The following is a 26,426-nucleotide window of genomic DNA, read 5'->3' on the forward strand; positions in this document are numbered from 1 at the left end:
ACAGGAGTGATAAAGGTTCCATTCTACTTCATCCCTTGCCGGTCTCAAGGGCCGCAGCCCATAAATTACTATCCCGGTTATCCGTACAAAAGCTGTTGTTGTTTAGCCCGCGCGCAAACTGTTACAATCTATTCAGCAATTTAGCGGTGTGCGGCTATGCTGGATCAGTCGTCACTGTCACCAAAGAAGAAGCAGCAATGTCTTCGCCGGTTCAGCCGGCGCATAATAATGGAGAATTTAAAATGGCTTTTGAACTTCCCGCACTGCCTTATGCCAAGAACGCCCTGGAGCCGCATATCTCTCAGGAAACCCTGGAATACCACTATGGCAAGCACCACAACACCTACGTGGTTAACCTGAACAACCTGGTTCCGGGTACCGAGTTCGAAGGCAAGTCTCTGGAAGAGATCATCAAAACCTCTACCGGTGGTGTATTCAACAACGCCGCTCAGGTATGGAACCACACCTTCTACTGGCATTGCCTGTCCCCTAACGGTGGCGGCGAGCCTACCGGTGCCCTGGCCGATGCCATCAAGGCCGCTTTCGGCTCTTTCGACGCCTTCAAAGAAGAGTTCACCAAGTCTGCCGTCACCAACTTCGGCTCCGGCTGGACCTGGCTGGTGAAAAAAGCTGACGGTACCGTTGGTCTGGTTAACACTTCCAACGCCGGCTGCCCGCTGACCGAAGCCGGTCTGACTCCGCTGCTGACCTGTGACGTCTGGGAGCACGCCTACTATATCGATTACCGTAACGTGCGTCCTGACTATGTTAAAGCCTTCTGGGCCCTGGTTAACTGGGACTTCGTAGCAGAAAACTTCTCCAAGTAAGTTTTTCTGTCAGGAAAACACCCCGGCCTGCCGGGGTGTTTTTGTTATTGGGGGTTTTTTAATCAGCCCGCCTGGGTGTAAAATGCGCCCTTTCTTGTGTTCGTTCTTCAGAGTGAGTTCTTTCTAGTGAGTATGTCTGTTCCCCGTATCGGCTTTGTGTCTCTCGGTTGCCCGAAAAACCTGGTCGACTCCGAGCGTATTCTGACCCAGTTGCGTATTGAAGGTTATGAGGTCGTGCCTTCCTACGATGATGCCGATATGGTGATCGTCAATACTTGCGGCTTTATCGACAGTGCCGTTCAGGAATCTCTGGAAGCCATCGGCGAGGCCCTGAACGAAAACGGCAAGGTCATCGTGACCGGCTGCCTGGGTGCCAAGGAAGATCAAATTCGCGAAGTCCACCCCAAGGTGCTGGAAATTACCGGCCCTCATTCCTATGAGCAGGTACTGGAGCATGTTCATCGGTATGTGCCTCGCCCCGAATACAACCCCTTTGTCAATCTGGTGCCCGAGCAAGGCGTCAAACTGACCCCCAAGCATTACGCCTACCTGAAGATTTCGGAAGGCTGCAACCACAAGTGCACTTTCTGTATTATTCCGTCCATGCGTGGTGATCTGGACAGCCGTCCTATCGGCGATGTACTGGCCGAAGCCGGTCGTCTGGCGGATGCCGGCGTGAAAGAACTGCTGGTGATCTCCCAGGATACTTCCGCCTATGGCGTGGATGTAAAGCACAAGACTGGCTTTGCCAGCGGCACTCCGGTAAAAACCCACATTCAGGCCCTGTGTGAAGAGCTGGGTAAAATGGGCGTTTGGGTGCGCCTGCACTATGTGTATCCCTACCCGCACGTGGACGACCTGATTCCGCTGATGCGCGACGGTAAAATCCTGCCTTACCTGGATATTCCGCTGCAACACGCCAGCCCGCGTATTCTCAAGCTGATGAAACGCCCCGGTGCCGTAGAGCGTACGCTGGAGCGCATTCGCCGCTGGCGGGAAATCTGCCCCGAGCTGACCATCCGTTCCACCTTTATCGTCGGTTTTCCCGGTGAAACCGAAGAAGACTTTCAGATGTTGCTCGACTTTATCGAGCAGGCCGAACTGGACCGCGTGGGTTGCTTTACCTACAGCCCGGTGGAAGGTGCCCGTGCCAACGAGCTGGCAGATCCGGTGCCGGAAGACATCAAGCAGGAGCGCTATGAGCGCTTTATGGCACTGCAGCAGCAAATTTCCACCCGTCGCCTGGCGCAAAAGGTGGGCAAAACCATCAAGGTGCTGATCGACGAAGTGGATGAAGAAGGTGCCATTGGCCGCTCCAGCGCCGATGCGCCGGAAATCGACGGCATGGTGTATCTGAACGGTGAAACCGGACTCAAGCCCGGAGACATGGTCAGTGTGACCGTCACTCACTCCGACGAATATGATCTGTGGGCCGAGCTGGCCTGAGCCACGCTACCCACAGTATTCAGCCCCGGTAACGGGGCTTTTTTGTTTTCGCCTGTCGTTCATTCATTTCATTTGTTGTTTAACTACAGTTTTATTGGTTTATTTTTCATCACCTGACTGCTTTTTTCCCGAATTTGTAATACTTTGGTATATCAGGGCTCTCGTGCCCACCACTTGTCCTGTATAGTGGCTCCCGTTATTTTGTATCATTCCGGCGGGTACTCCCCGCTTCACTGAGCCGGAAGTTCAGATGAATACCTTGGAAAAAGTTACCAAACATCTCGATAGTTTCAGCAAGTCCGAACGTAAGGTCGCCGAAGTTATTCTGGCTTCACCGCAGACGGCCATTCATTCCAGCATTGCCGCACTGGCCAAACTGGCCGATGTGAGTGAGCCCACGGTCAACCGCTTTTGCCGCCGCCTCGATACCAAGGGATTTCCCGATTTTAAGCTGCACCTTGCCCAGAGCCTGGCCAACGGCACTCCCTATGTAAACCGGCATGTAGAAGAAGACGACGGCCCCGAGTCTTACACCGCCAAAATTTTTGAGTCCAGCATGGCCTGCCTCGATTCCGCCCGTCAGAGTCTGGATCCGCAGGGCGTCAATCGCTGCGTCGATATTCTTACCCAGGCCCGCAAGCTGTCTTTCTTTGGGCTGGGTGCCTCATCCGCCGTGGCCCACGACGCCATGAACAAGTTCTTTCGCTTCAATGTTCCGGTATTGTGCTTTGACGATGTGGTGATGATGCGCATGAGCTGCATTGCCAGCTCGGAAGGCGACGTGGTCGTGCTTATCTCCCACACCGGCCGTACCAAGGCGCTGGTAGAAGTCGCTCAACTGGCCCGCCAGAACGACGCCGTGGTCATCGGCTTAACCGCCAAAGATTCTCCCCTGGCGCGCGAGTGCAATGTCGTCCTGTCGATGGACGTACCGGAAGACACCGATGTGTATTTGCCCATGGCCTCGCGTCTGACCCAGATGGTACTGATCGATGTACTCGCCACCGGCTTTATTCTGCGCCGGGGTGCCCGTTTCCGCGAGAACCTGAAAAAAGTCAAGGAAGGCATCAAGAACTCCCGTTTCGACAACCCTCATAGTTGAGTCTTGTTCAGCGTCCGTGTCCGGCACAGGCTCCGGACGCGGACGCCCCGAAAATGTTAACTTAGCGTGAAAATGTTAACCATATGTCAGAGCAATTTCCTGCTTAAAATGCACACACTTTTTTGTTCAGCGGGATTCATTCAGTACGGCCAACCAGCTCCTGCCAACTATAATTAATCATTATTTTCTATATATATCATTAACTTGTCATTGTACTGAAACAATACAAGCATTTTCCCTCATTCAAACATTGACACGGATCAACACAGCGTGAAAAGCACGGCATTTTTGTGATCCCGTCTACACTTTTTCTGCCACTTCAGTTATCATCGATAACAATTTCATAAACCAAGGATGAAGCGTCGGACTGTGAGCATGCCGTGGCCTTACCATAAATCGCCAATTTCGGCTCAGGATGCAGCTGTTTCCTCTGCCACTACCGACATATTCCGGATTTTTTCACAGCCGGGTTCATCCGCTCTGATGCACAATTTTGTTTTACCCGTCGTATTCATTCTTTCTTCCAGTTGGAGTCTCTCATGTTAAGACGTACCAAGATTGTTACCACTCTGGGTCCTGCAACCGATCGCGACAATAATCTCGAAGGGATTATCGCTGCCGGTGCCAACGTGGTTCGCATGAACTTTTCCCACGGTACCCCGGAAGATCATATGAACCGTGCCAATCAAGTACGGGAAATTGCCAGAAAACTGGGCAAGCATGTCGCCATTCTGGGTGATTTGCAGGGCCCCAAAATTCGTGTATCCACGTTTAAAGACGGCAAAATTCAGCTCAATATCGGCGATAAGTTTATCCTGGACGCTGACCTGCCCAAAGGAGAAGGCAACCAGCAAAGCGTGGGCATTGATTATAAAGAACTGCCCAAAGACGTGAAAAGCGGTGACATTCTGCTGCTGGATGATGGCCGGGTACAACTGCGCGTAGAAGACGTGGATGGCAACAAGGTGCTGACCGAAGTCACCGTGGCCGGCCCGCTGTCCAATAATAAAGGTATCAACAAGAAAGGCGGCGGCCTGTCCGCCCCGGCCCTGACCGAGAAAGACAAGGAAGACATCAAAACCGCCGCCAAGATCGGCGTGGATTACCTGGCCGTGTCTTTCCCCCGTACCGGCGAAGACATGCGCATCGCCCGTGAACTGGCCCGTGCCGCCGGCAGCAATGCCAAACTGGTGGCCAAGGTAGAGCGTGCCGAAGCCGTGGCCACCGATGCGGCGATGGAAGACGTGGTGCTGGCATCCGATGCGGTGATGGTAGCCCGCGGTGACTTGGGTGTGGAAATCGGCGACCCCGAGCTGGTTGGTGTTCAGAAAAAACTGATCCGCACCAGTCGTCGCCTGAACCGTATCGTGATCACCGCCACCCAGATGATGGAATCGATGATCAGCGCGCCGCTGCCTACCCGGGCCGAAGTCATGGACGTGGCGAATGCGGTACTCGACGGCACCGATGCCGTGATGCTTTCGGCAGAAACGGCCGCCGGTGATTTTCCGGTTGAGACCGTCAAGGCCATGGCCGAAGTATGTCTGGGCGCCGAAAAACACCCCAGCATCAATGTGTCCAATCACCGTATGAACTTTACGTTCACCTCGGTGGAAGAAACTGTGGCCATGTCCACCATGTATGCCGCCAACCATCTGCAGGGTGTAAAGGCCATTGTGGCTCTGACCCACTCGGGCACCACTCCGCTGTTGCTGTCACGCATCAGCTCCGGCCTGCCCATTTTTGCCCTTTCCCAGGAAGAAAAAACCTTGTCCTGGGCCAACCTGTTCCGTGGGGTCACACCGGTTTACTTCAAGACCGACGACAGCAAAAACATTTCCGAGATCTGCCGCGATGCCCTGGCCGTACTGAAAGCCTCCGGTCATGTCAGCAGCGGCGATCTGGTGCTGCTGACCCATGGCGACATGATGGAAGTGGTGGGCAGTACCAATACTTGCAAGATCCTGACCGTCGAATAAGCCCTGAACTGCTGGCACATACAGCAAAAGGCCGGGCGTTTCCCGGCCTTTTTCGTTGTTATTGTCCCGTCAGTGCCACGGCTTCCCGGATCTGGCGGGAAATGTCATCCCACCGCCCTGCGGCGATCAGCTGAGTGTCTGCCAGCCAGGAACCACCACAGGCCAGTACCCCCGGCACAGCCAGGTACTCCATCAGATTACCGGCATGAATGCCGCCGGTGGGCAGAAGCCTGAGCTGAGCGAAAGGCCCGAGCAAGGCTTTGATCATGGCCACACCACCCGAGGGCCCGGCAGGAAAAAATTTGAGGGTTGTCAGGCCCATTTCCAGTGCAGCCTCAATGGTACTGGCATTGTTAACACCGGGAATAATGGGGATGCCCAGCTCACGGCAGCTCCGGACGGTGTTGGCATTAAAGCCCGGTGACACAATAAAATCGGCACCGGCCTCTTTTGCCGCCTGAACCTGCTGCCGGTTCAGCACGGTACCGGCACCGATTAACATATCGGGCTGATCCCGGCGCAACAGTGCTATCGCTCCGGCAGCCGCCGGCGTACGAAAGGCAATTTCTGCCGCCGGCAGGTCGTTACCGGCAAGAATACGCCCCAGGGGCAGAATGTCTTCTGCCCGCTCAAGGGTGATCAATGGCAGTATTTTCAGACTGCCGATACGCTCGGTCAGCGCCTCCATCATCTTGTCAGGCTGCATTTTCTCTTTTCACCTGTTGCCGGCTTAATACGCCGGGAGCAAAACTGTCTACCGCAATGGCGCGGCGGCGAAGCTGATCGGCCTCTTGCAGTTGCTGTGCCTCCGCGCTGCTGATCACCTTGGCATTCTGAGCCTGCTCCAGCAAGTCGGCCAGACCCAGCTTACGGGGAACAATACCGTCTTTTTGAGCCCGGGCAATTTTCTTATCCAGCTCTGACACCGCGACCATGGCTTCAAAGGCTGCTTCCAGCTCACCCAGTCCGGGCTCACCGGCCGGTGGCCGGTAACACAGGGCAGACAACCGGTCACGTACCCCTCCCGGCGTCATCAATTGCCGGCAAATGGCATGAACATGGTGGTCTGCCGGCATACGGTAACGATTACCCAGAGGGAAGATCAGTGCCTTCAGGGCAAACGCCACGCTCCGGTTGGGGAAATTCTGTAAAAATCCACTGAGCGCATCACCGATCAGATGCAGATTACGGCTCACGGCATAATGCACAAAAGGCAGCTCTTCCGCCGGCCGGCCGTTATCTTCAAAATATTTGAGCGTGGCACTGGCAAGGTACAAATGACTCAGTACATCCCCCAGCCGCGCCGACAGCATTTCTTTGCGTTTGAGGTTGCCACCCAGCATCAGCATCGACACATCAGCACACAAGGCCAGCGCCCGGCTCATGCGACCCAGTTGGCGAAAGTAAACCGCGGTTTCACCGGATACCGGCGAGCCGCTGAAACGGGCACCGGTCAGCCCCTGCCACAGTGCCCCCAGCGCATTGCCGGTCGCAAACCCCATATGGCGGAACAGCAGACGGTCAAATTCTGCCAGTCCCGCCTGTGGATCCGGGTTGGCAGCGGTTTCCATTTCCTTGAGCACATAAGGATGGCAGCGGATGGCACCCTGACCAAAGATCATCAGATTACGGGTCAGAATGTTGGCCCCTTCCACGGTAATGGCAATGGGCATGCCCATGTAATTGTGGGCCAGGTAGTTTTTCGGCCCCATCTGAATGGCCTTGCCGGCATGTACATCCATGGCATCGTTCATCACCGTCCGTGCCATTTCCGTCATATGATATTTGGAAATGGCAGTCACAATAGCCGGGCTTTGATCCAGATCCAGCGCCCGGGTGGTCAGCCGTCGGGTCGCTTCCAATTGATAGGTCAGGCCGCCGATACGGGCCAGGGCTTCCTGTACCCCTTCAAAATGACCAATGGACAAGCCAAACTGTTTGCGCACTACCGAATAGGCACTGGTACTGAGTGTGGCCAGGTGGCCACTGGCTGCCCCCAGGGCCGGCAGAGAGATCCCCCGCCCCGCCGACAGGCATTCAACCAGCATGCGCCAGCCACGTCCGGCATAGTCGGGACCACCGATGATCCAGTCAATGGGAATAAACACATCCTTGCCGCGGGTGGTGCCGTTCAGAAACGCCAGTCCCATGGGCAAATGCCGGTCGCCGGTTTCTACCCCCGGATGCGATGTGGGGATCAAGGCACAGGTAATACCGGGCTCGGTGTTATCACCCAGCAGGCCATCGGGATCATACAGTTTAAAGGCCAGCCCCAGCACTGTCGCCCGGGGAGCCAGGGTAATATAGCGTTTATCCCAGTTAAGACGCAGACCCAGCACCTGTTCGCCCTGATATTCCCCCATGCACACCACGCCGGTATCGGGAATGGCACCGGCATCGGAGCCGGCTTCAGGACCGGTCAGCGCAAAACAGGGAATTTCGGTGCCATCAGCCAGGCCCGGTAACCAGCGCTCTTTCTGCGCATCGGTACCATAATGGGTGAGCAGTTCCCCCGGACCCAGTGAGTTGGGCACCATCACGGTCACAGAGGCGCTGGTACTGCGACTGGCAATGCGGGCCACTATGGTCGAATTGGCGAAGGCCGAAAATGCCCGCCCGCCATAAGACTCGGGAATGATCAGCGAGAAGAAACCATGCTGACGCAGATAGTCCCATACCGGGCCGGGCAGTTCCCGCTCTTCGCTGACAATCTTGTAGTCATCCAGCATGGCCAGCAGGGTTTCCACCTCATTATCAAGAAACGACTGCTCCCGCTCACTGAGCGATGACGGGCCGTAAGACAACAGCATTGACCAGTCGGGACGGCCACTGAACAGTTCGCCGTCCCACCAGACCGAGCCGGCTTCCATGGCTTCACGCTCCGTTGCCGACAGCGGCGGTAACACCTTTTTAAAGATTTTGAACGCCGGCGTACTGATCCATTTTTTGCGTAAACTCATTATGACCTCCTCAACCTCTCTGGTTGCGTCAATCGTTGCGGGCTTCCATGCCGCCAGCCAGATAAGGGATGACCTTGTGCACCAGGCCTTCCACGTCAATGTCTTCATTAAAATCGTTACGGGCGATGTCTCTTAAGGCATCACTGGATGCCATGGTGAAGACTACGGTGCCCAGCGTAAAGTGCAGTCGCCAGAACAGCTCGGCAGACGGCAGCCCGGGAGCCGCCCGCCGGATGCAACGGGAAAAGTTGGTTAATACCTCACCGTAGTGATTGACGATAAACCAGCGTAAAAACCCCTGGTTATCCATATAGCCCCCTCCCAGCAACTGCAGAAAGATTTCCGGCCCGCGCCGGCGTACTCGTTTCAGCCCCATCAAGGGCCCCACGAAGCATTCAAATACCTGCTTTACGTTGATCTCGGGTTGTGCCAGTAATTGTTTCAGAGCCTGGTTCACTTCTGGCATAAACAGCCCCAGATAACGGTCCATCACCGCCTTAATCAAGTCTTTCCGCGATCCGAAATGGTAGTTGACCGATGCCAGGTTCACATCCGCCGCACTGGTGATCTGCCGGAGGGAGGTGTCGTTAAAGCCCTGCCCGGCAAACAGCACCTCGGCAGCATCCAGTATTTTCTGCTTGGTATTGTGTTGCGCCACCGGACACCTCGCTGAGTTTTAAACAACTGTTTAAAATCTATGTTTGATGGCGTCAGCTGTCAAGGGATGGACGGAGCTGAATGTTTTTTATTCAATTTCTGAAAAAAGCAGGAACCTTTTCGCTGGCAGGGGTTCATACATAGTGCCACTGCAATTAAGCACTAAGTCTTTGCCCAGCCCATTGCTGGGCGTTTTTTTGTCTGCCATTTTTCGGATACACTCTGGGCTTTTGTTCCCGGGGTACTGCCACCATGAGCCTGAAAGATGCTCCCGCCCATATACAGCTGGCCGTCGATCTGATCGAGCTGCTGGAAGCCAACAACATACCACCCGAGCAGGCCCTGGCCGCACTGGCCATCGTGACCCGGGATTTCGAGCGCAAACTGGCCACTCAGCCAACGGATAACATAAAAAAGGGCCACGAAGACTGAACTTCGCGGCCCTGACTTAGCTAACCGGCGGGGTTAGACGTGCGCCATCAGCGTCACAGCCATACCACCGGCTCGCCCTTGCTCATCGGGACTCAGATCCCGACTCAGAGCTCATCCTCCAGGTAGGCATAACCTTCCAGCCCGGCGGAAAGTTCTTTCAGCAACAGGGCTCGGGTTTCTTCATCAAGATCCGGATGACTGGCCTGCAGCTCATACTGTGCATTGATCACGGTCGGATCGATGTCCACATAACGCAGCAGCTCGGCCACATTGCTGCCTTCCTTGATATTGGTGATGCGCGGGGTGCCATCTTCATCCAGCACCACTTCCGCACTGTGCGTATCACCGAAGAGATTGTGCATATCGCCCAGAATTTCCTGATAGGCCCCCACCAGGAAAAAGCCCAGATACTGAGCCTGCCCGGGTACAAACTCCGGCATCGGCAAGGTGGTTTCCACTCCCTGGCCGTCAACATACTGATCGATGGCACCATCGGAATCACAGGTGATGTCCAGGATCACCGCCCGCCGTGCCGGTGCCCGATCCAGGCCATCGAGGGGCAGCACCGGAAAGATCTGGTCAATCCCCCAGGCATCGGGTAGCGACTGAAACAGCGAAAAGTTAACAAAACATTTGTCCGCCAGCTTTTCGTTCAGCTCATCCATAATCGGCCGGTGCGCCCGGTTCACCGGATCCAGCTTCTGCTTGATGCCCAGACAAATATTCAGGTGCACTTCTTCCGCCCAGGCTCGATCTTCCAGCGTCATCATGCCCATGCTGTACTGCCCGTGTACGTCGGCCAGCTCGGCCACCGTGTCGTGGTAGATTTCCAGCAGCGGCGGATCTTCCCGGCACAGATCTTCCCAGGTTTCCCACATGTTCCTGAGCAGGAACGGGGCATCATCGGCAAGCTCCACCGGATGGCTGGCCTGCGGCGATTCAATACTGATGACGTTGGCCACCAGCAGGGCATGATGCGCGGTAATGGCCCGGCCAGATTCGCTGATAATACGCGGATGAGGCAGATCATATTCACGACACACATTACCAATGCCCCACACCACATTATTGGCGTATTCGCGCAGGTTATAGTTGGCAGAGCAATAGCTTTGAGAGCGGGTGCCTTCATAATCCACGCCCAGTCCACCGCCCACGTCTACAATATTCACCGGCACGTCGAGCCGGCGCAGTTCCGCATAGAAACGGCCACACTCACGGATGCCCTTCTGAATATCCCGGATATTGGCGATTTGTGAACCCAGGTGAAAGTGCAGCAATTGCAGCCAGTCAATACAGCCGGCTTCTTTCAGCTGGTTGACCAGGCTCAGCACCTGAGTGGCACTGAGGCCGAACTTGGATTTTTCGCCACCGCTTGACTGCCACTTGCCCGCCCCCTGGGACGCCAGCCGCGCACGCACGCCCAGCCGTGGCGAGACCTTGAGTTTGGCCGCTTCTTCCATCACCAGCGCCAGCTCGGACAGTTTTTCAATGACAATGTATACCTGATGGCCCATCTTGATGCCCAGCAGGGCCAGCCGTACATATTCCTTGTCTTTATAGCCGTTGCACACAATCACCGATTCGGTTTCGTGCGTATGCGCCAGTACCGCCAGCAGCTCGGGCTTGGAGCCGGCTTCCAGCCCCAGCCGGGGCTTGTCTTTGTAGGCTTTGGTCACGGCATCCAGGACGCCCCGCTGCTGGTTTACCTTGATGGGATAAACGGTCAGATAATCGCCTTCATAGCCATAATCTTCGATAGCACCATTAAAGGCGTGGAACAACGCATCAATGCGACTTTTAATAATGTCCGGAAAACGCAGCAACACCGGTGCGGCATAGCCTTCTTCCTTCAGTTGCTCCACCACATCGGCCAGCACGACTTTGGCGTCCGGCCTGGTTTTATCGGGCGTGACATATACACGCCCCTGCTCGTCAAGATGAAAAAAACCGGCGCCCCAGTAAGGCAGGTTATACACCTTCAGCGCATCGTTTGCGGACCATTCAGCCATGCTCTTTGTCCCCTTTTTTGTTCAGGGTCACAGGAAATCCGGGCCCCGATGGGCCCGGTACGAGTATGAATCGGTTTAACAGTTTGCCAGTAATGGCCATCATAAAAAACCGGGGCCGCGAGTTTACAACCGCCGGTCCCGGCTGACCAGCGGGGATCAACAGTAAATATCATCAGCAAGACGCCCATTGTGTCAGACGCTCACCATGTTCCAGCAAAAACGCCTGCCCGCAGTGCACTCCCAGCTGGTAATCCTGGTCCAGTTGTACCCGGCCAGAGCCCAGTACCCAGCTGTGCAGCGGAGCCGGTGGCGCGATTTCAAATATTTTCACCGAGGCCGGTGGCTGCGCCATAAAACGACAGGCATCATAACAGCATCGCTGGTGTGCCCTTACAATGGCCAGCAGCTCGCCGATCCGCTCCTTGCCGGCCAGGGCTTCCAGCCGGCGCAACCAGCTCAGGTTCATGTGCTGAGCTGCGGGCTGAGTACGGATCACCACCAGCACACTGGCTCCCCGCAACCAGGCTTCACGCACCGGAATCGCATCCGCGACACCCCCGTCCAGGTAACGCTCTCCCTGCCATTCCACCCCTTTCCGATAAAACAGCGGAATGGCACTGGATGCCTTCAGCCCCAGTAGCCAGTCGGCACTGCCGGGATGGAAATAGTGTGCCCGGTGATCCCGCGCCCGGGTGCTGCAAAACAGCAGCTCCCGCTCGCCCAGACGCCGGCGTCCCCCGTGAATATCCAGCGGCAACTCATAGCGTAACACCTCAAAATACCAGTCCAGATCCACCAGATCGCCGCCCCGGGCAAAACGCAGAGGGCGAAAAAAATCGGAACGGGTAGTGTAGCCGGTGATCACTTCCCGGGCATAGCCCCGGCTGTGACAGACAAAGCTGGATAAGTTCTGGGCACCGGCCGAGGAGCCGATAAACAGCCGGAAAGGATCAAAGGACTCGGCCATAAAGGCATCCAGCACCCCGGCAGTGAAAATCCCCCGCTGGCCGCCGCCCTCGCAAACCAATGCAATCTTGCCCGCCTGCATTGTCCCGCCTGCGGGCACCTGATGCGTTAACTCCATTTGCTGTCTGAACATGGACAACCCTGTCATCAAATCATCATGGCGAGGCCACAGGAACGTCATGGTCACTGCTCACACTGGGCCAACTGCCAGTAAAAGGAACCCGTCATGTTTTCAGTAGACACCCTGGCCGCCGAGTTTTTGCCCCGGCTGCAACATGTGCCCGGTTGCAAGGCAGTGCTGCGTTACCTGTTACACGAGCAGGCTTTTATCGATTTCGCCGCCGAATATCCCCATCTGCGTGGTCTCGATTTTGTTGAGCAGGTGCTCGAATATTTTCATTTTCACGTGCAGGTTCACGAGCAGGAACTGGAACATATACCGGCCACCGGCCCTGTGGTCATCGTTGCCAATCACCCCATCGGCTCTCTGGATGGGCTGGCCCTGCTGCGTCTGGTATGCCGGCTGCGCCCGGATACCCGAATTGTCGCCAACCAGTTACTGGCCAGAATAGAGCCGCTCAGCTCGCTGTTATTGCCCGTAGACAACCTGGGAGGCCGAACCGGCCGGGCCCAGCTCAATGCCCTGCAGCATCATCTGGGTACCGGCGGTGTGGTCATCATCTTTCCTGCCGGCGAGGTCTCCCGCCTGGGCGCCACCGGCATACGCGATGGCCGCTGGCACGCCAGCTTCATCCGCTTTGCCATCCGGGCCCGGGCCGACATCGTCCCCATTCACCTGGAAGGCCGTAATTCCACTTTCTTTTATTTAAGCTCATTGTTGTATCGTCCGCTGAGCGGCGTGCTGCTGGTGCGTGAAATGTTTCGTCAGCGTAACCGTCAGGTCAGCCTGCGGATTGGCCGGCCGGTGGCATGGCAGCATTGCCGGCGCAGTGGTGTCAGCGACAAAGGGCTGGCCATGCTGTTTCGCAGCCACCTTTATCATATTGGTAAAGGCAAAAGCGGACTGTTTGAAACCCAGATTGCCATTGCGCCACCTGAGCCCCGTCAGGTACTGAAAAAAGCGGTGGAAAAATGCGAGTTACTGGGCAGCACCCGGGATGGTAAAGCCATTTACCTCGCCCAGAGAGATCCATCGGGACATTGTGTGATCCTGAGGGAAATAGGCCGGCTGCGAGAAATGGCATTCCGGGCCGTGGGAGAAGGCACGGGTAAACGCCGGGATCTGGATCCCTTTGATGATGACTATTACCAGTTGTTGTTGTGGGATCCGCAAGACCTGGAAGTTATCGGTGCCTATCGCTTTGTTCCTGCAGCCCAACAGCTGGCGCGTCATGGCACCAACGGGCTGTACACCCAGCAGCTGTTCGAATTTGATGAGGCCATGAGCCCCTACCTTGAACAAGGCATTGAGCTGGGTCGCAGCTTTATTCAGCCCGCCTATCAGGGCCGGAGAAGCCTGGATTATCTGTGGTTCGGTATTGGTGCCTTTCTGGCCCGCCATCCCCAATATCGCTATCTGTTTGGTCCGGTGTCGCTCAGCGCCTCTCTGCCGGTGGCCGCCCGGGACCTGATGGTGGCCTTCTACCGGCTGTATTTTCCCGCCCGGGGAAAACTGGCCCGCTCACGCCGGCCGTTACCGGCCAGCCCGGACCATTTGCTGAACGCATTCACCGGTAATGACTACCGTCAGGATCTGCAACACCTGAAACAGCGGCTGGATCACCTGGGAGTGGCAATACCAACCTTGTATAAGCAGTATGCCGAGCTGTGCGAGCCAGGCGGTGTACAGTTTATTGACTTTGGTACGGATCCGGATTTTGCCGATTGCGTCGACGGCCTGGTGATGGTGGACCTGGCACGACTCAAACCGGAACGATACCGGCGTTATATCGCACCTCATGCAGAAGAATAATCAACACCTTCAGGGACGACGTTCGCTGTGCCCGAGATCGCGCCCGGGCGCGATCTCGTCCCGGATACGCTGCTTGATTTCCTTGGCTTCGGGAAAACCGTCATCGGCCACCCTGCACCAGATCAGGGTGCCATCAACAAAAATCTGAAACTGTCCTTTATCTCCGGGGATAAGCGCGACTTCACCGACCTCATCGGCAAAGGTGGACAGGATCTCCTGAGCCAGCCAGGCAGAGCGCAACAGCCAGCGGCACAGACTGCAGTAGCGTATTTCTATCCTGGGCCTGGACTGCATGGCTCAACGCACACCGCGCAGAAACTCCTGACGAGTTTCCTGCCGGCTTTTGAAAATACCGCCCAATGACGTTGTGGTGGTCGTACTGGTGGCGTCCATAACCCCTCTGGCCTTCACACAGTAATGGGTGGCGGTAATGCTCACCGCAACGTCGTCGGACTCTAGCAGCGTCTGCAAGGCAAGCAGCACCTGTTGGGTCAGCCGCTCCTGAACCTGAGGCCGGCGGGCAAAGAACTGTACAATACGGTTAATCTTGGACAGGCCGATCACTTTGCCGCGGGGGATATAAGCCACCGTCGCGGTACCGTCGATGGTAACAAAATGATGTTCACAGGTGCTGGTCATGGTGATATCACGCACCTGAACCATTTCATCAACCTTCATTTTGTTATCGATCAGGGTAATTTTGGGAAATTGAGTGTAATCCAACCCCGAGAAGATCTCCCGCACATACATCTTGGCAATACGCTGCGGCGTCTCAGCCAGGCTGTCATCTTCCAGATCCAGCCCCAGTACATCCATTACCTGGGTCATCAGGCCAGTAATCTGTTCCTGCTGCTGGGCCGTCGTCAGGTTATTGCTGCGCATCGGAGTTTCCAGGCCCCGGGCTTCCAGGGCCGAGCGGACCCGAATGGCTTCATCGCTCAATGCAGTCATGATCTTCTCCGTGAGGGTATACAAGCTTTGGGCATGTTAGTGCATTTGGGACTGGCTGTGAATGACGGAGTATCGCTCATTTTAGTGAAACCGCCATGACAATTGACACCCGGGTCTGGAATAATGCGATCAGTCCATACCATTCAGGGAGCCGGAATATGGCCATTCAGGATTGTTGCAGTCAGCCGGGCCTTCGCCCTTTTGCAGATGCCAAAGCCGATATGCTGGGGCAGCTGGAGACAATTACCGCCGCGGAGCTGGTGCCTCTTGAGCAGGCACTGAACCGGATACTGGCAGATACGGTAACCTCACCGATGGATGTACCGGCCTTTGCCAATTCAGCCATGGACGGATATGCCCTGCGAGCAGAGGATGCCAGCACCGAACAGGGACTTGAGCTTATTGGCACCAGTTTTGCCGGCCATCCGTTTACCGGCCGGGTGGAAGCCGGTCAGTGTGTGCGTATTATGACCGGAGCCGCCCTGCCGTTGGGCACCGACAGCGTAGAAATGCAGGAAAACTGCGTGTCGGCAAACAACCGGGTGACCTTTCAGCAGCCGGTCCGGCAGGGGCAGCATGTGCGTCAGGCGGCAGAGGATGTGGCTCAGGGCGAGACCGTGTTTCAGGCCGGTATGCGTATTAATGCCAGAGTACTGGCGGTGCTGGCTTCACTGGGGCTGGAACAGGTTTATGTACGCCGGCCGCTCAGAGTGGCCCTGCTGTCTACCGGCGATGAACTGAAACGCCCGGGCGAATTACTGGCTCCGGGTGAAATTTATGACTCCAATCGCATCGGCCTGACAGCCATGCTGGACCGGCTGGGCGCAGAGATCACCGATTACGGCATTATTGCCGATGATGCGGCATTGATCCGCAGCGCCTTTATCAAGGCGGCGGCCAGCCATGATGCCATTATCACGTCGGGCGGCGTATCGGTCGGCGATGCGGATCATACCAAAACCGTACTGGAAGAAGTGGGTCGTATTGGCTTCTGGAAACTGGCAATCAAGCCCGGTAAACCCTTTGCCTTCGGCCATATTGAGCAATGCGCCTTTTTCGGTCTGCCGGGCAACCCGGTATCAGCGGCGGTGACCTTTCACCTGCTGGTGCGCCCGGCGCTGGCCAAGCTGGCCGGCGAGCAGCTCACCCCTGGCGTGATCCTGCAGGCCACCGCCCTGATGCCCTTTAAAAAGACCCCGGGGCGTATGGACTTTCAGCGTGGTCAGGTGGCTCGTCAGGCCGATGGCAGCCTGGGAGTCGTGCCGGCCGGCTCCCAAAGCTCGGCGGTCTTCAGCGCCATGGCCGAAGCCAACTGCCTGCTGCACCTGGAGCAGGACAGAGGCCAGGTGGAAAAAGGCGAAACCGTCACCCTGGAGCTGATCGACGGGCTGTACTGGTAACACAAAGGCCCCTGCCATTGGAGGGGCCTTGTTCTTGTTAGCCGTCATGCCGGCTGAAGGCCGGTATCACCCTCGCCTGTTCCTCAGTCATCGCAACCTACCATTTCTTGGCCGCATCGGTGTCACTGTCTTTGGCCTCCACCCAGCGTTCACCGTCAGCGGTACGCTCCTTTTTCCAGAAAGGAGCGCGGGTTTTCAGGTAGTCCATAATGAAATGGCAGGCGGCAAACGCCGCTTCCCGGTGTTGGCTGGCCACGCCCACAAACACGATCTGATCCCCCAGCGCCAGCGCACCGACCCGGTGAATAACCCGACACTCCAGCAGCGGCCAGCGCTGTTTTGCCTCGGCCACAATTTGCTGCAGGGCATGTTCGGTCATACCCGGATAGTGCTCCAGGGTCATGCCGCTGACCACACTTCCCTGATTCATGTCGCGCACCTTGCCCACAAAGGTGACCACGGCGCCGGTCTGGTGAGACTGACTGAGAGCGGCGTATTCGGTGGCAAGGCAAAAGTCGTCGGTCTGTACCCGAATCATCTCAGCCTCCGGTAACCGGCGGAAAAAACGCCACTTCGTCGCCACTTGTCAAGGCAGTAGCCGAGCTGGCCATTTCATGGTTCACCGCCACCAGCAGGTTGTGATCGGCAAACACCCTGGCCCAGTTGTCATTACGCTTTGCCAGGTGTGTCCGCAGGCTGGAAACATCAGCGAACTCAGCCTGCAACGCCAGCTCATCCATGCCCAGCTGTTCCCGCACTCGGGCAAAAAATACCACTTTAATCATTTGGCTTTAAACTCCCCGGACTTGCCGCCCCGCTTTTCCAGCAGGCGCACACCTTCAATCAGCATATCTTTCTGCACCGCCTTGCACATGTCGTAAATGGTCAGTGCCGCTACCGAGGCGGCGGTCAGTGCTTCCATCTCGACGCCGGTCTGGCCCGACAGTTTACAGTAGCTTTCAATCCGGACCCCGCCCCGGGCACTGTCGGGCTCGAGTTTAACCTCCACCTTGGACAGCGCCAGCGGGTGGCACAGCGGGATCAAGTCGGACGTTTTCTTGGCCGCCATAATGCCGGCAATGCGGGCGGTGGCAAACACGTCGCCCTTGTGATGCCGGCCTTCCACGATAAGCGCCAGCGTGTCGGGAGCCATCAGCACCCACGCCTCGGCTCTGGCCTCCCGACTGGTCACTGCCTTGTCGCTCACGTCCACCATATTGGCTTCACCAGACGCATTAATGTGGGTCAGTTGGTTCATGAGTTACACCAGGTGCTGTACAAAGTTACAGGGCTTGTGACGGGCATCGAGTTGCTCGGCAAGAATGCCGTTCCAGCCAGTGCGACAGGCCCCGGTGGAGCCCGGCAGACAGAACACTGCCGTCCGGTTGGCCAGACCGCCGAGCGCACGGCTTTGTACGGTGGAAGTGCCCAGCTCCTGATAAGTGATATGGCGGAACAACTCACCAAAACCGTCAATCTGGGTATCGAGCAGTGGCCCTACCGCCTCAGGGGTGGTATCGCGACCGGTAAAACCGGTACCGCCGGTGATGATCACGACTTGCACTTCCGGGCTGGCTATCCAGCGTGAGATCAGTGCCCGGATCTGATACTTATCGTCTTTTAAAATCGCTTTTTCCACGAGATTGTGACCGGCACCGGTCAGCGCTTCCGCCAGAAAGCGGCCGGAAGTATCACTGTCTTCGGTTCGGGTGTCAGACACGGTCAGCACCGCGATATTAAGCGGTACCAGCTCCTGGCTTGCATGACTCATAGGGTCACCTTAATCCTTTTATTTGAAAATACTCTGGGGCATTGTTCCTGCTGGGCGGCGGCGGGTCAAGCCCGTAAAAAAGCCCGTGGCCATATTGCCACAGGCTGATTGCCACTGCATGGTTCGGGATCAGAATCCGCTCACTCCCGTCATATCGGGTAACCGGTGTGCGATACCTTTATGGCAGTCAATGCAGGTTTTCTCACCACTGGCCAGGGATGTGGAGTGGGCTTCAGCGGCCCGGTTACCCTGCACACTGAAGTCCATATAGTCAAAGTTGTGGCAGTTACGGCATTCCCGGGAGTCAGTTTCCTTCATCCGCTGCCACTCCCGTCCGGCCATATACCGGCGGTGAACTTCAAACTTCTCGGGCGTGTCGATAATACCGGTAATTTTGCCCCATACTTCCTTGGAAGCAGCAATCTTGCGCACTATCTTGTGGGTCCATTCATGCGGCACATGACAGTCCGGACAACTGGCGCGCACGCCGGAGCGGTTGGCATAGTGAATGGTGTCCCGGTATTCCTGATACACGTTGTCACGCATTTCATGGCAGCTGATGCAAAACGTTTCGGTGTTGGTCATCTCCAGCGCAGTGTTAAAGCCCCCCCAGAAGATGATCCCGCCGATAAAACCCAGCAACAGTACCAGTCCGGCAGCAGCCCGCGCCGGTGTGCGGAACACCTGCCACAATCTCCTGAGCAGTCCGTTGTTGTTCGCCATGAGGCCTCCTTAGCGCAATGACTCAACCGGCATGAAGGTGTTCTCCACCAACAGCCCGGCACCGGTCTGGGGCACGTGGCACTGCTGACAGAAATAACGCCGCGGACTGATATCGCTCAGGGTCAGACCGTCCCGGTTTTCATAATGGGTCGGGCTGACCCGGGGGGCATTGCGTTCGGTGGCATTCTTCCAGCCGTGACACGAAAGACACTGATTAACCTTGAGATCCACTTCATAGTCCCGCACCTGATGCGGGATCAGTGGCGGCTGATGAATGTACACCCTGTCCTGAATACCCTGGTCTTTAAGCGGATCTTCAATACGCGCCGGTGCCGGGTCCTGATCCAGTGCCATCTGGCCACGCAGGGAACCGAGGTTACCGGCACCGGAGGCAGCCACGGCCAGTCCCGACAGGACCAGCAGCGGGGCGATAAGATATCTTGCGGTGATGGTCATCATCTGTTCTCCACCTTGCTCACGGGTCGGTCAGGCCTTGGTGACTCTGACGGCACATTTCTTGTAATCGGTTTCCTTGGACAGCGGACAGGTCGCATCCAGGGTCAGGCGATTAATCAGCTGGCTTTCATCAAACCAGGGAACGAACACCAGCCCTTGTGGCGGCCGGTTGCGGCCCCGAGTTTCCAGCCGGGTTTTCATCTCACCCCGGCGGGATGCCACCACCACCTCATCCCCCCGGCGCAGCCCCCGGGAAGCGGCATCGTCCGGATGCATAAACACCTGAGCTGCCGGGTACGAACGGTGCAGCTCGGGCACCCGCCGGGTCATGGAGCCGGAGTGCCAGTGCTCCAGTACCCGGCCGGTGGACAGCCAGAGATCGAACTCGTCATCGGGCTCTTCCGCCGCCGGCTCGTAGGGCAAGGCAAAAATCACCGCCTTGTGGTCTTTATGGCCGTAAAACTGCACCCCGCTGCCCGCTTCCACGTAAGGGTCGTAACCTTCCCGGTAACGCCACAGGGTTTCCTCGCCATTCACCACCGGCCAGCGCAGACCACGCTCCTGGTGATAACGGTCATAGGGCGCCAGATCGTGCGCATGACCCCGGCCAAACCCGGCGTATTCCTCAAACAGCCCCTTTTGTACGTAAAAACCGAAGTGATCCCGCTCGTCATTTAACTCATTCTTGCAGTCCTCGGCGGGGAACCGGTCGACCTGGCCGTTTTTAAACAGCACCTCATAAAGAGACTTGCCCTGATATTCCGGCATTTTCGCCAATAGCTCTTCGGGCCAGACCTCTTCCATGGTGAAGCGCTTGGAAAATTCCATCAGCTGCCACAGATCCGAGCGTGCACCCTCAGGGGCCTTCACCTGCTGATACCACACCTGAGTCCGCCGCTCTGCATTGCCATAGCCCCCTTCCTTTTCCACCCACATGGCGGTAGGCAACACCAGATCCGCCGCCTGTGCGGTGACAGTGGGATAAGGCTCGGACACCACCACGAAATTCTCGGGGTGACGGTAACCGGGCAGACTCTCTTCGTTCATGTTGGCCGCCGCCTGCATGTTGTTGTTACACATGACCCAGTAAGCATTAAGCTTGCCGTCCTTGAGCATGCGGTTTTGCAGCACCGCGTGGTAACCCGGCTTGGGATTAATGGTGCCCTCGGGCAGCTTCCAGATCTTTTCCGCCACAACGCGATGCTCAGGGTTGGCCACCACCATGTCGGCGGGCAGGCGGTGAGCAAAGGTGCCCACTTCCCGGGCAGTACCGCAGGCGGAGGGCTGGCCGGTCAGGGAAAACGGACTGTTGCCAGGCTCGGAAATCTTGCCGGTCAGCAAATGAATGTTGTAGACCATATTGTTGGCCCAAGTGCCCCGGGTATGCTGGTTAAAGCCCATGGTCCAGAATGACACCACCTTGGTGGCAGGATCCGCATAAGCAGCTGCCAGCGCTTCCAGCCGCTCGGCAGGCACGCCGGAAAGGCTGGCTACGGTATCGACATCATAGTCGGCAACAAACGCGGCAAACTCTTCAAAGCTCATGGGGCTGGAGGCCCCCGAGTCGGGGTGAGCTGCTGCTGCCTGGCGTGGATGTGCAGGCCGCAGACCATAGCCGATGTCGTCTTCACCCTTGGCAAAACGCACATGGCGGCTTACAAAGCCCTGATTCACCTGGCCGGTTGTAATGATGTAATGGGCAATATAGTTAAGAATCGCCAGATCGGTCTGGGGTCGGAATACCATGCCGTTGTCGGCCAGTTCAAAGCTGCGGTGCTCGAAAGTGGATAGAACGTGCACCTGTACATGGGGCGTGCTCAAGCGACGATCGGTCAGCCGGGACCAGAGAATGGGGTGCATTTCCGCCATGTTGGAGCCCCACAACACAAACGCGTCGGTGGCTTCAATGTCGTCATAACAGCCCATGGGCTCATCCATGCCAAAGGTCCGCATAAAGCCGGCCACCGCCGAGGCCATACAGTGGCGGGCGTTAGGATCCAGATTGTTGGTGCGGAAACCGGCCTTGAATAACTTGGCCGCGGCGTAGCCTTCCATAATGGTCCATTGGCCGGAGCCAAACATGCCCACCGCTTCGGGACCTTTGGCCTTCAGCGCTGCTTTCCATTTTTCGGCCATGATATCGAAGGCCCGCTCCCAGCTGACGGGCGTAAATTCACCGTGTTTATCATATTCGCCGTTCGTCATACGCAGCAGCGGTGTGGTCAGCCGGTCCTTGCCGTACATGATCTTTGATAAAAAGTAACCCTTGATGCAGTTCAGTCCCCGGTTTACCGGGGCCTTGGGATCCCCCTGGGTGGCCACCACCTTGCCATTTTGTGAGCCCACTAACACGGAGCAGCCGGTACCGCAGAACCGGCAGGGTGCCTTGTCCCATTTGATGGCGGTTTCATCCCGGCTGGTAATCAGATTGGTGGCTCCGGCCGGCAACGCCAGTCCGGCGGCAGCGGCGGCTGCAGCCACGGCATTGGCTTTCATAAAATCGCGACGATTCAGTGTCATGCTGGCTCCTTGCCGGGCTCAAGCTCGGCAAACTCATGATAAATCAGGGTGGTGGAAAGAATGCCGTCCATCAGGGCAATGATGTCGATGTGCTCAACAATGTGCTGCTGGCCAGGCCCCTCCAGAGACACCACCAGCTTCCCCTGTTCACTACTGACCGGTACCTCGGCACCGGTCAGTTGCTCAATGGCATTAATGACAGCCCGCCTGAATTCGGGCCGGCAATGCACCACCAGACTGGCCACATGCCACTCATGCTCCTTCATGCTTGCTCCTCCTTCACCATGCCGATGGCACTCACCGGGCAGACTGCCACGCAGCCACCACAGCCGTTGCAGGCATCCTTATTCAGCTCAGGTACAGCCAGGCCTCCCAGCCGGGGGCTGAAACGAATCGCGGCAGGCTCGCAGCCGTCTTCACAGCTGCGGCAATGCACGCCCTGATACGCCAGGCAGGCATGTTCAAAGACGACATGCTGATGCCAGGGAGGTGTTGTTTCGGGGTGAAACAGGGGCTCCGCACAGGCCATGGCGCAGTCGCCACAAAACGTGCACGCTCCCCGGGTAAAATCAATGGCCGGAAAGCCACCGTCGGCATTGACAATGATATGTTCAGGACAGGCGTTCACGCAGTCGCCACAGCGGCTGCAACGGTCGGTAAATTGCGCCCACGACACCGTCCAGGGCAACGCCTGAACGGGAAGACCGGTACCTGCCCCGCCCCTGAGCAAGCGCCGTCGAGATAAATCGGGAGTGCTATCCATATGGCCCTCATCTCTTGTACCAATCTACCAATGTAGCCGGAATGTTAAGCTGTAAGTCTAATCCAGATTCCTGGTTACAGAGTATGAAAAGGCAAGACCGGAAGGCATGACAAAAATAAGAAAATCGAAGGAGGTTTGAGCAGGGTCAAATTGAGGGCGGTCGTCAGCACAACCGCCGTGGTGAAATTGCTGGTATCAGCCGCCGATGGAAGCCAGATGGGGAGTCATACCACTCTGACCCTGATGCAGAAAATGAGTGGCTTTTTTGTCGGCCAGCGCTTCACGCAAACGTCGCTGCAACGCGGCCTGCTGTCCCTTGTGCTGCAGTAAGTCTCGCAGCTCCACCCCGTACTCACCAAACAAGCACAGGTGCAACTTACCCAGAGCCGAGACCCTGAGCCGGTTACAGCTGGCACAAAAGTCCTGGGCGTAGGGCATGATAAGACCGATCTCCCCCACATAATCCGGGTGCCAGAACACCTCAGCCGGACCGTCGTTGTGGGCCCGAACCCTTTGCTGCCAGCCCGACTCAAGCAGTTTTTCCTTAATGGCAGCCCCGCGGACATGGTGACGCTCAAACAATTGGTCCATCTCACCGGTCTGCATCAGCTCAATAAAGCGCAGCTGAATTGGGTTGGATTTTATCCAGGCCAGGAACTGCCCCAGTTCACCGTCGTTGAGACCGCGCATCAGCACGGTATTCACCTTTACCTGCTCAAAGCCGGCAGCAAAGGCAGCCTCAATGCCCGCCATGACCTCATGAAAGCGGTTCTGTCCGGTGATCTGGTGAAACATGCGCGGATCGAGGCTGTCCAGGCTCACGTTAATGGCATCAAGACCGGCACTACGCCAGTCTGCTACCCGCTCCGCCATACGGTAACCGTTGGTGGTGGTGGCTACCTTGCGAATTCCCGGGGTTGAAGCCACGGCTTCAATAATGTCGGTAAAATCCCGGCGCATGGAAGGCTCGCCACCGGTAATACGCACCTTGTTGGTGCCCATGGTGGCAAAGGCCTGAGTAATATGGCGAATTTCATCCAGGGTCAGAAAGGTTTTCCGGCCATCAGGACGGTAACCATCGGGCAGACAGTACTGGCAACGAAAATTGCAGACGTCGGTCACCGACAGCCGCAAATAATGAAACTTGCGCGCGAATGCGTCTTGTAACTCCAGCATAAACACCTTTCCAAAATGGGAGGCGACACCATTTCTGATGGCACCCTTACGGGCCTTTCTGACCCGAGCGGTCCGGTCACCCTATTGAAGCATCAACGTAGGTGTAGCGGACTCGGAGTTTGTAAAAATTGTGTATCTTCAGCTTCACCTTAGGTGTAAACATAGCTTCAGTTCAAGAAATATTTACACTGATTTCAACACCGGCTTTCCTCGGACATCACACCAAAAATCGCATATTGCAATAAACCCTATTGGCATTATGCGTTTTTTTGCACTTTGCATCGAGCGTTTTCTGAGCTCTTGTGCCGAAAAGCCCGTCATGACGGGGCTTTAAAAAGTTGGCACGATAATTTCATATATCTAAGCAGTCGTTTTTATCCCGTGCTCTCTTCAGCTCCCGCTGAAGTTCGGCCAACCCATTGGGTTGGCCATTTTTTTTACCTGTTTAACGACTTTCTCTTCTTGAGTTCACCGCCTTCAGGGTATCCGCCAGCGTCATCTGCCAGGCCGCCATCAGCAATGCAATATCACCGCCGTCTTGCTGACGACAGGCTGTTTCCAGTTTTTCTGCCAGAAACTGACAACGTAGGGCACCGTAACTTCCGCAAGCCGACTTAAGGCTATGACACCAGCGTGCCATCAGCTCATGATCATGATTACCGAAGGCCTGTTCCAATGCTTCTCCTTGCTGTATGCCATCCTCTGCAAATAACACCAGCAAGCGGCCCAAGGCATCATCACCCAGGTCCTGGGCCAGCAGCTTAAGCCGCGCAGGCTCAAGCAGTGGTAATCTCGGGTACAGGGTTTGCCAGTCAGCCATGTTCTTCCCCCCAGCTTTGCAACTTGCGGTAAATGGTGGACGGGCTGACTTCCAGCATGGCCGCGGCACGGGAAATATTACCGTCGCAATAGGCTATGGTACGCTCTATGGCCTGACGCTCAATCACTGCCAGAGGCAATATTGGCTGGGGAGCAGGAGTGCCATCGCCATCACTGACCGGCATACCGGACATGGCACGATCCAGCGGTGCCGGCAACATGTCTACGTCAATCCACTCGCCCTGATGCAATACCACCGCATTCCGGATCACGTTCTGCAACTGGCGGACGTTACCCGGCCAGTGATAAGCCTGCAGCCTGTCTTTGGTAGACTCCGACAACCCCACAAAATCTTTGCCTTCTTCCCGCGATGCCTGCCGTACCAGTGCAGTGGCAATACTGATAACATCCCCCCCCCGCTCACGCAAAGGCGGCAGATGCACCGGAATAACATGCAGCCGGTAGTATAAATCTTCCCGGAAACGGCCCTGCTCTACCTCAACCAGCGGATCACGGTTGGTGGCACAGACAATGCGTACATCCACCTTAATGTGGTTGGAGCTACCCACCGGCTGAATCAGGCCAGTCTGCAAAAAGCGCAACAACTTGCTTTGCAGTTCCAGATCCATTTCACAGATCTCATCCATGAACAAGGTGCCGCCATTGGCACGGATCACTGCTCCGTCCCGGTCCTGCAGTGCGCCGGTAAACGCCCCTTTGATATGCCCAAACAGCTCACTTTCCATCAAGTCCCGCGGAATGGCGGCACAGTTCAGAGCGATAAAGGGTCCCTCGGCACGCCCGCTCAGCTGATGAATAGCCTCAGCACAGACTTCCTTACCGGTCCCGCTTTCGCCGGTAATAAACACGGTGGCGGTACTGGGAGCGGCATTTTCAATCAGCCGGTAGACCTTTTGCATGGGCAAGCTTTCGCCAATAAACCCCTGAAAACGCTCACGCTCCATTTCATGACGATACTTATTCACCAGCTGATTCAGATGACGAAACTTCATGGTGTTGTGCAAGGTCACTTTCAGCCGTTCAGACTCAACCGGCTTGCTGATAAAGTCATGGGCTCCCAGACGCATGGCATCAACGGCCACATCAACCGAACCATGCGCCGTCATCACAATTGTGGTGACATTCAGCTGTTCCTGATGCAGCCATTGCAATATATCCATCCCCGGCATATCGGGCAGGATCAGATCCAGTAACAGAATATCCGGAGGCTGCCGGCGAATGTGTTCGAGCGCCTGCTGGCCGTTACTGACCGTCGTCAGCGTCAAAGGCTCATCCTGCAAGAACAACTGATACATGGCTGCCAGTGATGGCGTGTCTTCCACCATCAATACAGTTAGCCTTTTATCTACCATCGTATTTCTCTCATTGTATCCATTGTCACTTTTTATGATTCCTGGCTGAAAAAGCTTGCCTTGCAACAACATGATGTTAACATATTTTAAACATCAGAGATGAGTTGTTAGCGTTAGAACACTGTCTGCATTTCCATGCATCTGCGCACTAAGAACCATGCTT

The 26,426-nt window shown here is 56.3% G+C and carries 26 protein-coding genes and 1 riboswitch; of the genes, 7 read left to right on the forward strand and 19 right to left on the reverse strand.

The window, feature by feature from the left end:
• Positions 1-242: 242 nt before the first annotated feature.
• From sodB to pyk, 4 genes are all read left to right on the forward strand, one after another.
• Positions 243-827 (forward strand): superoxide dismutase [Fe], encoded by a 585-nt coding sequence (gene sodB, locus B6S09_RS13410; RefSeq protein ID WP_094279110.1) that lies wholly within the window; start codon positions 243-245, stop codon positions 825-827.
• A gap of 132 nt (positions 828-959) precedes the next feature.
• The gene (rimO, locus tag B6S09_RS13415; RefSeq protein ID WP_094279009.1) at positions 960-2,273 is read left to right on the forward strand and encodes a 30S ribosomal protein S12 methylthiotransferase RimO; all 1,314 of its coding nucleotides are present in this window, start codon (positions 960-962) and stop codon (positions 2,271-2,273) included.
• A gap of 250 nt (positions 2,274-2,523) precedes the next feature.
• Positions 2,524-3,375: a MurR/RpiR family transcriptional regulator gene (locus tag B6S09_RS13420; protein ID WP_094279010.1), complete on the forward strand. Its 852-nt coding sequence runs from the start codon at positions 2,524-2,526 to the stop codon at positions 3,373-3,375.
• A 539-nt stretch (positions 3,376-3,914) separates the two neighbouring features.
• Positions 3,915-5,354 carry a pyruvate kinase gene (gene pyk / locus B6S09_RS13425; RefSeq protein WP_094279011.1) on the forward strand — a complete coding sequence of 480 codons (1,440 nt, stop codon included), beginning with the start codon at positions 3,915-3,917 and terminating at the stop codon, positions 5,352-5,354.
• A 58-nt stretch (positions 5,355-5,412) separates the two neighbouring features.
• Here pyk and B6S09_RS13430 read toward each other — a convergent pair whose 3' ends face one another.
• The 3 genes from B6S09_RS13430 to psrA are packed head-to-tail and all read right to left on the reverse strand — an operon-like array spanning position 5,413 to position 8,972.
• Positions 5,413-6,042: a bifunctional 4-hydroxy-2-oxoglutarate aldolase/2-dehydro-3-deoxy-phosphogluconate aldolase gene (locus B6S09_RS13430; protein ID WP_094279111.1), complete on the reverse strand. Its 630-nt coding sequence runs from the start codon at positions 6,040-6,042 to the stop codon at positions 5,413-5,415.
• Between the two features lie 7 nt (positions 6,043-6,049).
• Positions 6,050-8,314 carry an acyl-CoA dehydrogenase gene (locus B6S09_RS13435; RefSeq protein WP_208321754.1) on the reverse strand — a complete coding sequence of 755 codons (2,265 nt, stop codon included), beginning with the start codon at positions 8,312-8,314 and terminating at the stop codon, positions 6,050-6,052.
• Positions 8,315-8,342: 28 nt separating this feature from the next.
• Positions 8,343-8,972 carry a TetR family transcriptional repressor PsrA gene (psrA, locus tag B6S09_RS13440; RefSeq protein WP_094279013.1) on the reverse strand — a complete coding sequence of 210 codons (630 nt, stop codon included), beginning with the start codon at positions 8,970-8,972 and terminating at the stop codon, positions 8,343-8,345.
• A 251-nt stretch (positions 8,973-9,223) separates the two neighbouring features.
• On the opposite strand from psrA, the gene B6S09_RS13445 reads away from it, so the two are divergent.
• Positions 9,224-9,403, forward strand: coding sequence for a DUF2496 domain-containing protein (locus tag B6S09_RS13445; RefSeq protein ID WP_094279014.1), 180 nt, complete (start codon positions 9,224-9,226; stop codon positions 9,401-9,403).
• Positions 9,404-9,507: 104 nt separating this feature from the next.
• Here B6S09_RS13445 and speA read toward each other — a convergent pair whose 3' ends face one another.
• Positions 9,508-11,412, reverse strand: a complete 1,905-nt coding sequence (speA, locus tag B6S09_RS13450; RefSeq protein WP_094279015.1) for a biosynthetic arginine decarboxylase — start codon at positions 11,410-11,412, stop codon at positions 9,508-9,510.
• Positions 11,413-11,584: 172 nt separating this feature from the next.
• Positions 11,585-12,511, reverse strand: a complete 927-nt coding sequence (locus B6S09_RS13455; RefSeq protein ID WP_094279016.1) for a patatin-like phospholipase family protein — start codon at positions 12,509-12,511, stop codon at positions 11,585-11,587.
• Positions 12,512-12,604: 93 nt separating this feature from the next.
• On the opposite strand from B6S09_RS13455, the gene olsF reads away from it, so the two are divergent.
• Positions 12,605-14,311 (forward strand): bifunctional ornithine lipid synthase OlsF, encoded by a 1,707-nt coding sequence (gene olsF / locus B6S09_RS13460; protein WP_094279017.1) that lies wholly within the window; start codon positions 12,605-12,607, stop codon positions 14,309-14,311.
• A gap of 9 nt (positions 14,312-14,320) precedes the next feature.
• Here olsF and B6S09_RS13465 read toward each other — a convergent pair whose 3' ends face one another.
• Both B6S09_RS13465 and folE read right to left on the reverse strand, forming a co-directional pair.
• Complete coding sequence (locus B6S09_RS13465) at positions 14,321-14,605, reverse strand: Rdx family protein (protein ID WP_094279018.1); 285 nt, start codon at positions 14,603-14,605, stop codon at positions 14,321-14,323.
• A 3-nt stretch (positions 14,606-14,608) separates the two neighbouring features.
• Positions 14,609-15,262, reverse strand: a complete 654-nt coding sequence (gene folE / locus B6S09_RS13470; RefSeq protein WP_094279019.1) for a GTP cyclohydrolase I FolE — start codon at positions 15,260-15,262, stop codon at positions 14,609-14,611.
• 158 nt (positions 15,263-15,420) lie between these two features.
• Here folE and moeA point away from each other — a divergent pair, with 158 nt between their 5' ends.
• On the forward strand, positions 15,421-16,662 hold the full coding sequence (gene moeA, locus B6S09_RS13475; protein ID WP_094279020.1) for a molybdopterin molybdotransferase MoeA: 1,242 nt from the start codon (positions 15,421-15,423) through the stop codon (positions 16,660-16,662).
• A 97-nt stretch (positions 16,663-16,759) separates the two neighbouring features.
• On the opposite strand, the gene moaE is transcribed toward moeA, so the two are convergent.
• From moaE to B6S09_RS13535, 12 genes are all read right to left on the reverse strand, one after another.
• Entirely contained in the window at positions 16,760-17,200 is a 441-nt protein-coding gene (gene moaE, locus B6S09_RS13480; protein WP_094279021.1) for a molybdopterin synthase catalytic subunit MoaE, read from the reverse strand.
• Position 17,201: 1 nt separating this feature from the next.
• Positions 17,202-17,447 (reverse strand): molybdopterin synthase sulfur carrier subunit, encoded by a 246-nt coding sequence (gene moaD / locus B6S09_RS13485; protein ID WP_094279022.1) that lies wholly within the window; start codon positions 17,445-17,447, stop codon positions 17,202-17,204.
• A complete protein-coding gene (gene moaC, locus B6S09_RS13490; protein ID WP_094279023.1) occupies positions 17,444-17,920 on the reverse strand; it encodes a cyclic pyranopterin monophosphate synthase MoaC in 477 nt (158 codons plus the stop codon). The genes moaD and moaC overlap by 4 nt, the downstream gene beginning before the upstream one ends.
• A 3-nt stretch (positions 17,921-17,923) precedes the next feature.
• Positions 17,924-18,433, reverse strand: a complete 510-nt coding sequence (moaB, locus tag B6S09_RS13495; RefSeq protein WP_094279024.1) for a molybdenum cofactor biosynthesis protein B — start codon at positions 18,431-18,433, stop codon at positions 17,924-17,926.
• Positions 18,434-18,562: 129 nt separating this feature from the next.
• Positions 18,563-19,156 carry a cytochrome c3 family protein gene (locus B6S09_RS13500; RefSeq protein WP_094279025.1) on the reverse strand — a complete coding sequence of 198 codons (594 nt, stop codon included), beginning with the start codon at positions 19,154-19,156 and terminating at the stop codon, positions 18,563-18,565.
• Positions 19,157-19,165: 9 nt separating this feature from the next.
• The gene (locus tag B6S09_RS13505) at positions 19,166-19,612 is read right to left on the reverse strand and encodes a nitrate reductase cytochrome c-type subunit (protein WP_094279112.1); all 447 of its coding nucleotides are present in this window, start codon (positions 19,610-19,612) and stop codon (positions 19,166-19,168) included.
• Positions 19,613-19,642: 30 nt separating this feature from the next.
• On the reverse strand, positions 19,643-22,132 hold the full coding sequence (gene napA, locus B6S09_RS13510; RefSeq protein ID WP_094279026.1) for a nitrate reductase catalytic subunit NapA: 2,490 nt from the start codon (positions 22,130-22,132) through the stop codon (positions 19,643-19,645).
• The gene (locus tag B6S09_RS13515; RefSeq protein WP_094279027.1) at positions 22,129-22,398 is read right to left on the reverse strand and encodes a chaperone NapD; all 270 of its coding nucleotides are present in this window, start codon (positions 22,396-22,398) and stop codon (positions 22,129-22,131) included. The genes napA and B6S09_RS13515 overlap by 4 nt, the downstream gene beginning before the upstream one ends.
• The gene (napF, locus tag B6S09_RS13520; protein ID WP_094279028.1) at positions 22,395-22,895 is read right to left on the reverse strand and encodes a ferredoxin-type protein NapF; all 501 of its coding nucleotides are present in this window, start codon (positions 22,893-22,895) and stop codon (positions 22,395-22,397) included. Before napF ends, B6S09_RS13515 begins: the two co-directional genes overlap by 4 nt.
• Before the next feature lie 195 nt (positions 22,896-23,090).
• A complete protein-coding gene (gene moaA / locus B6S09_RS13525; protein WP_094279029.1) occupies positions 23,091-24,071 on the reverse strand; it encodes a GTP 3',8-cyclase MoaA in 981 nt (326 codons plus the stop codon).
• Positions 24,059-24,201, reverse strand: a riboswitch (molybdenum cofactor riboswitch). Its footprint overlaps the gene before it by 13 nt.
• Before the next feature lie 315 nt (positions 24,202-24,516).
• Positions 24,517-24,891: an Hpt domain-containing protein gene (locus B6S09_RS13530; RefSeq protein WP_094279030.1), complete on the reverse strand. Its 375-nt coding sequence runs from the start codon at positions 24,889-24,891 to the stop codon at positions 24,517-24,519.
• Complete coding sequence (locus tag B6S09_RS13535) at positions 24,884-26,263, reverse strand: sigma-54-dependent transcriptional regulator (protein ID WP_166670323.1); 1,380 nt, start codon at positions 26,261-26,263, stop codon at positions 24,884-24,886. Before B6S09_RS13535 ends, B6S09_RS13530 begins: the two co-directional genes overlap by 8 nt.
• Positions 26,264-26,426: the final 163 nt, after the last annotated feature.

Origin of the sequence: Oceanimonas baumannii (assembly GCF_002245495.1) — a bacterium.
In the GTDB taxonomy this organism is placed as follows: domain Bacteria; phylum Pseudomonadota; class Gammaproteobacteria; order Enterobacterales; family Aeromonadaceae; genus Oceanimonas; species Oceanimonas baumannii.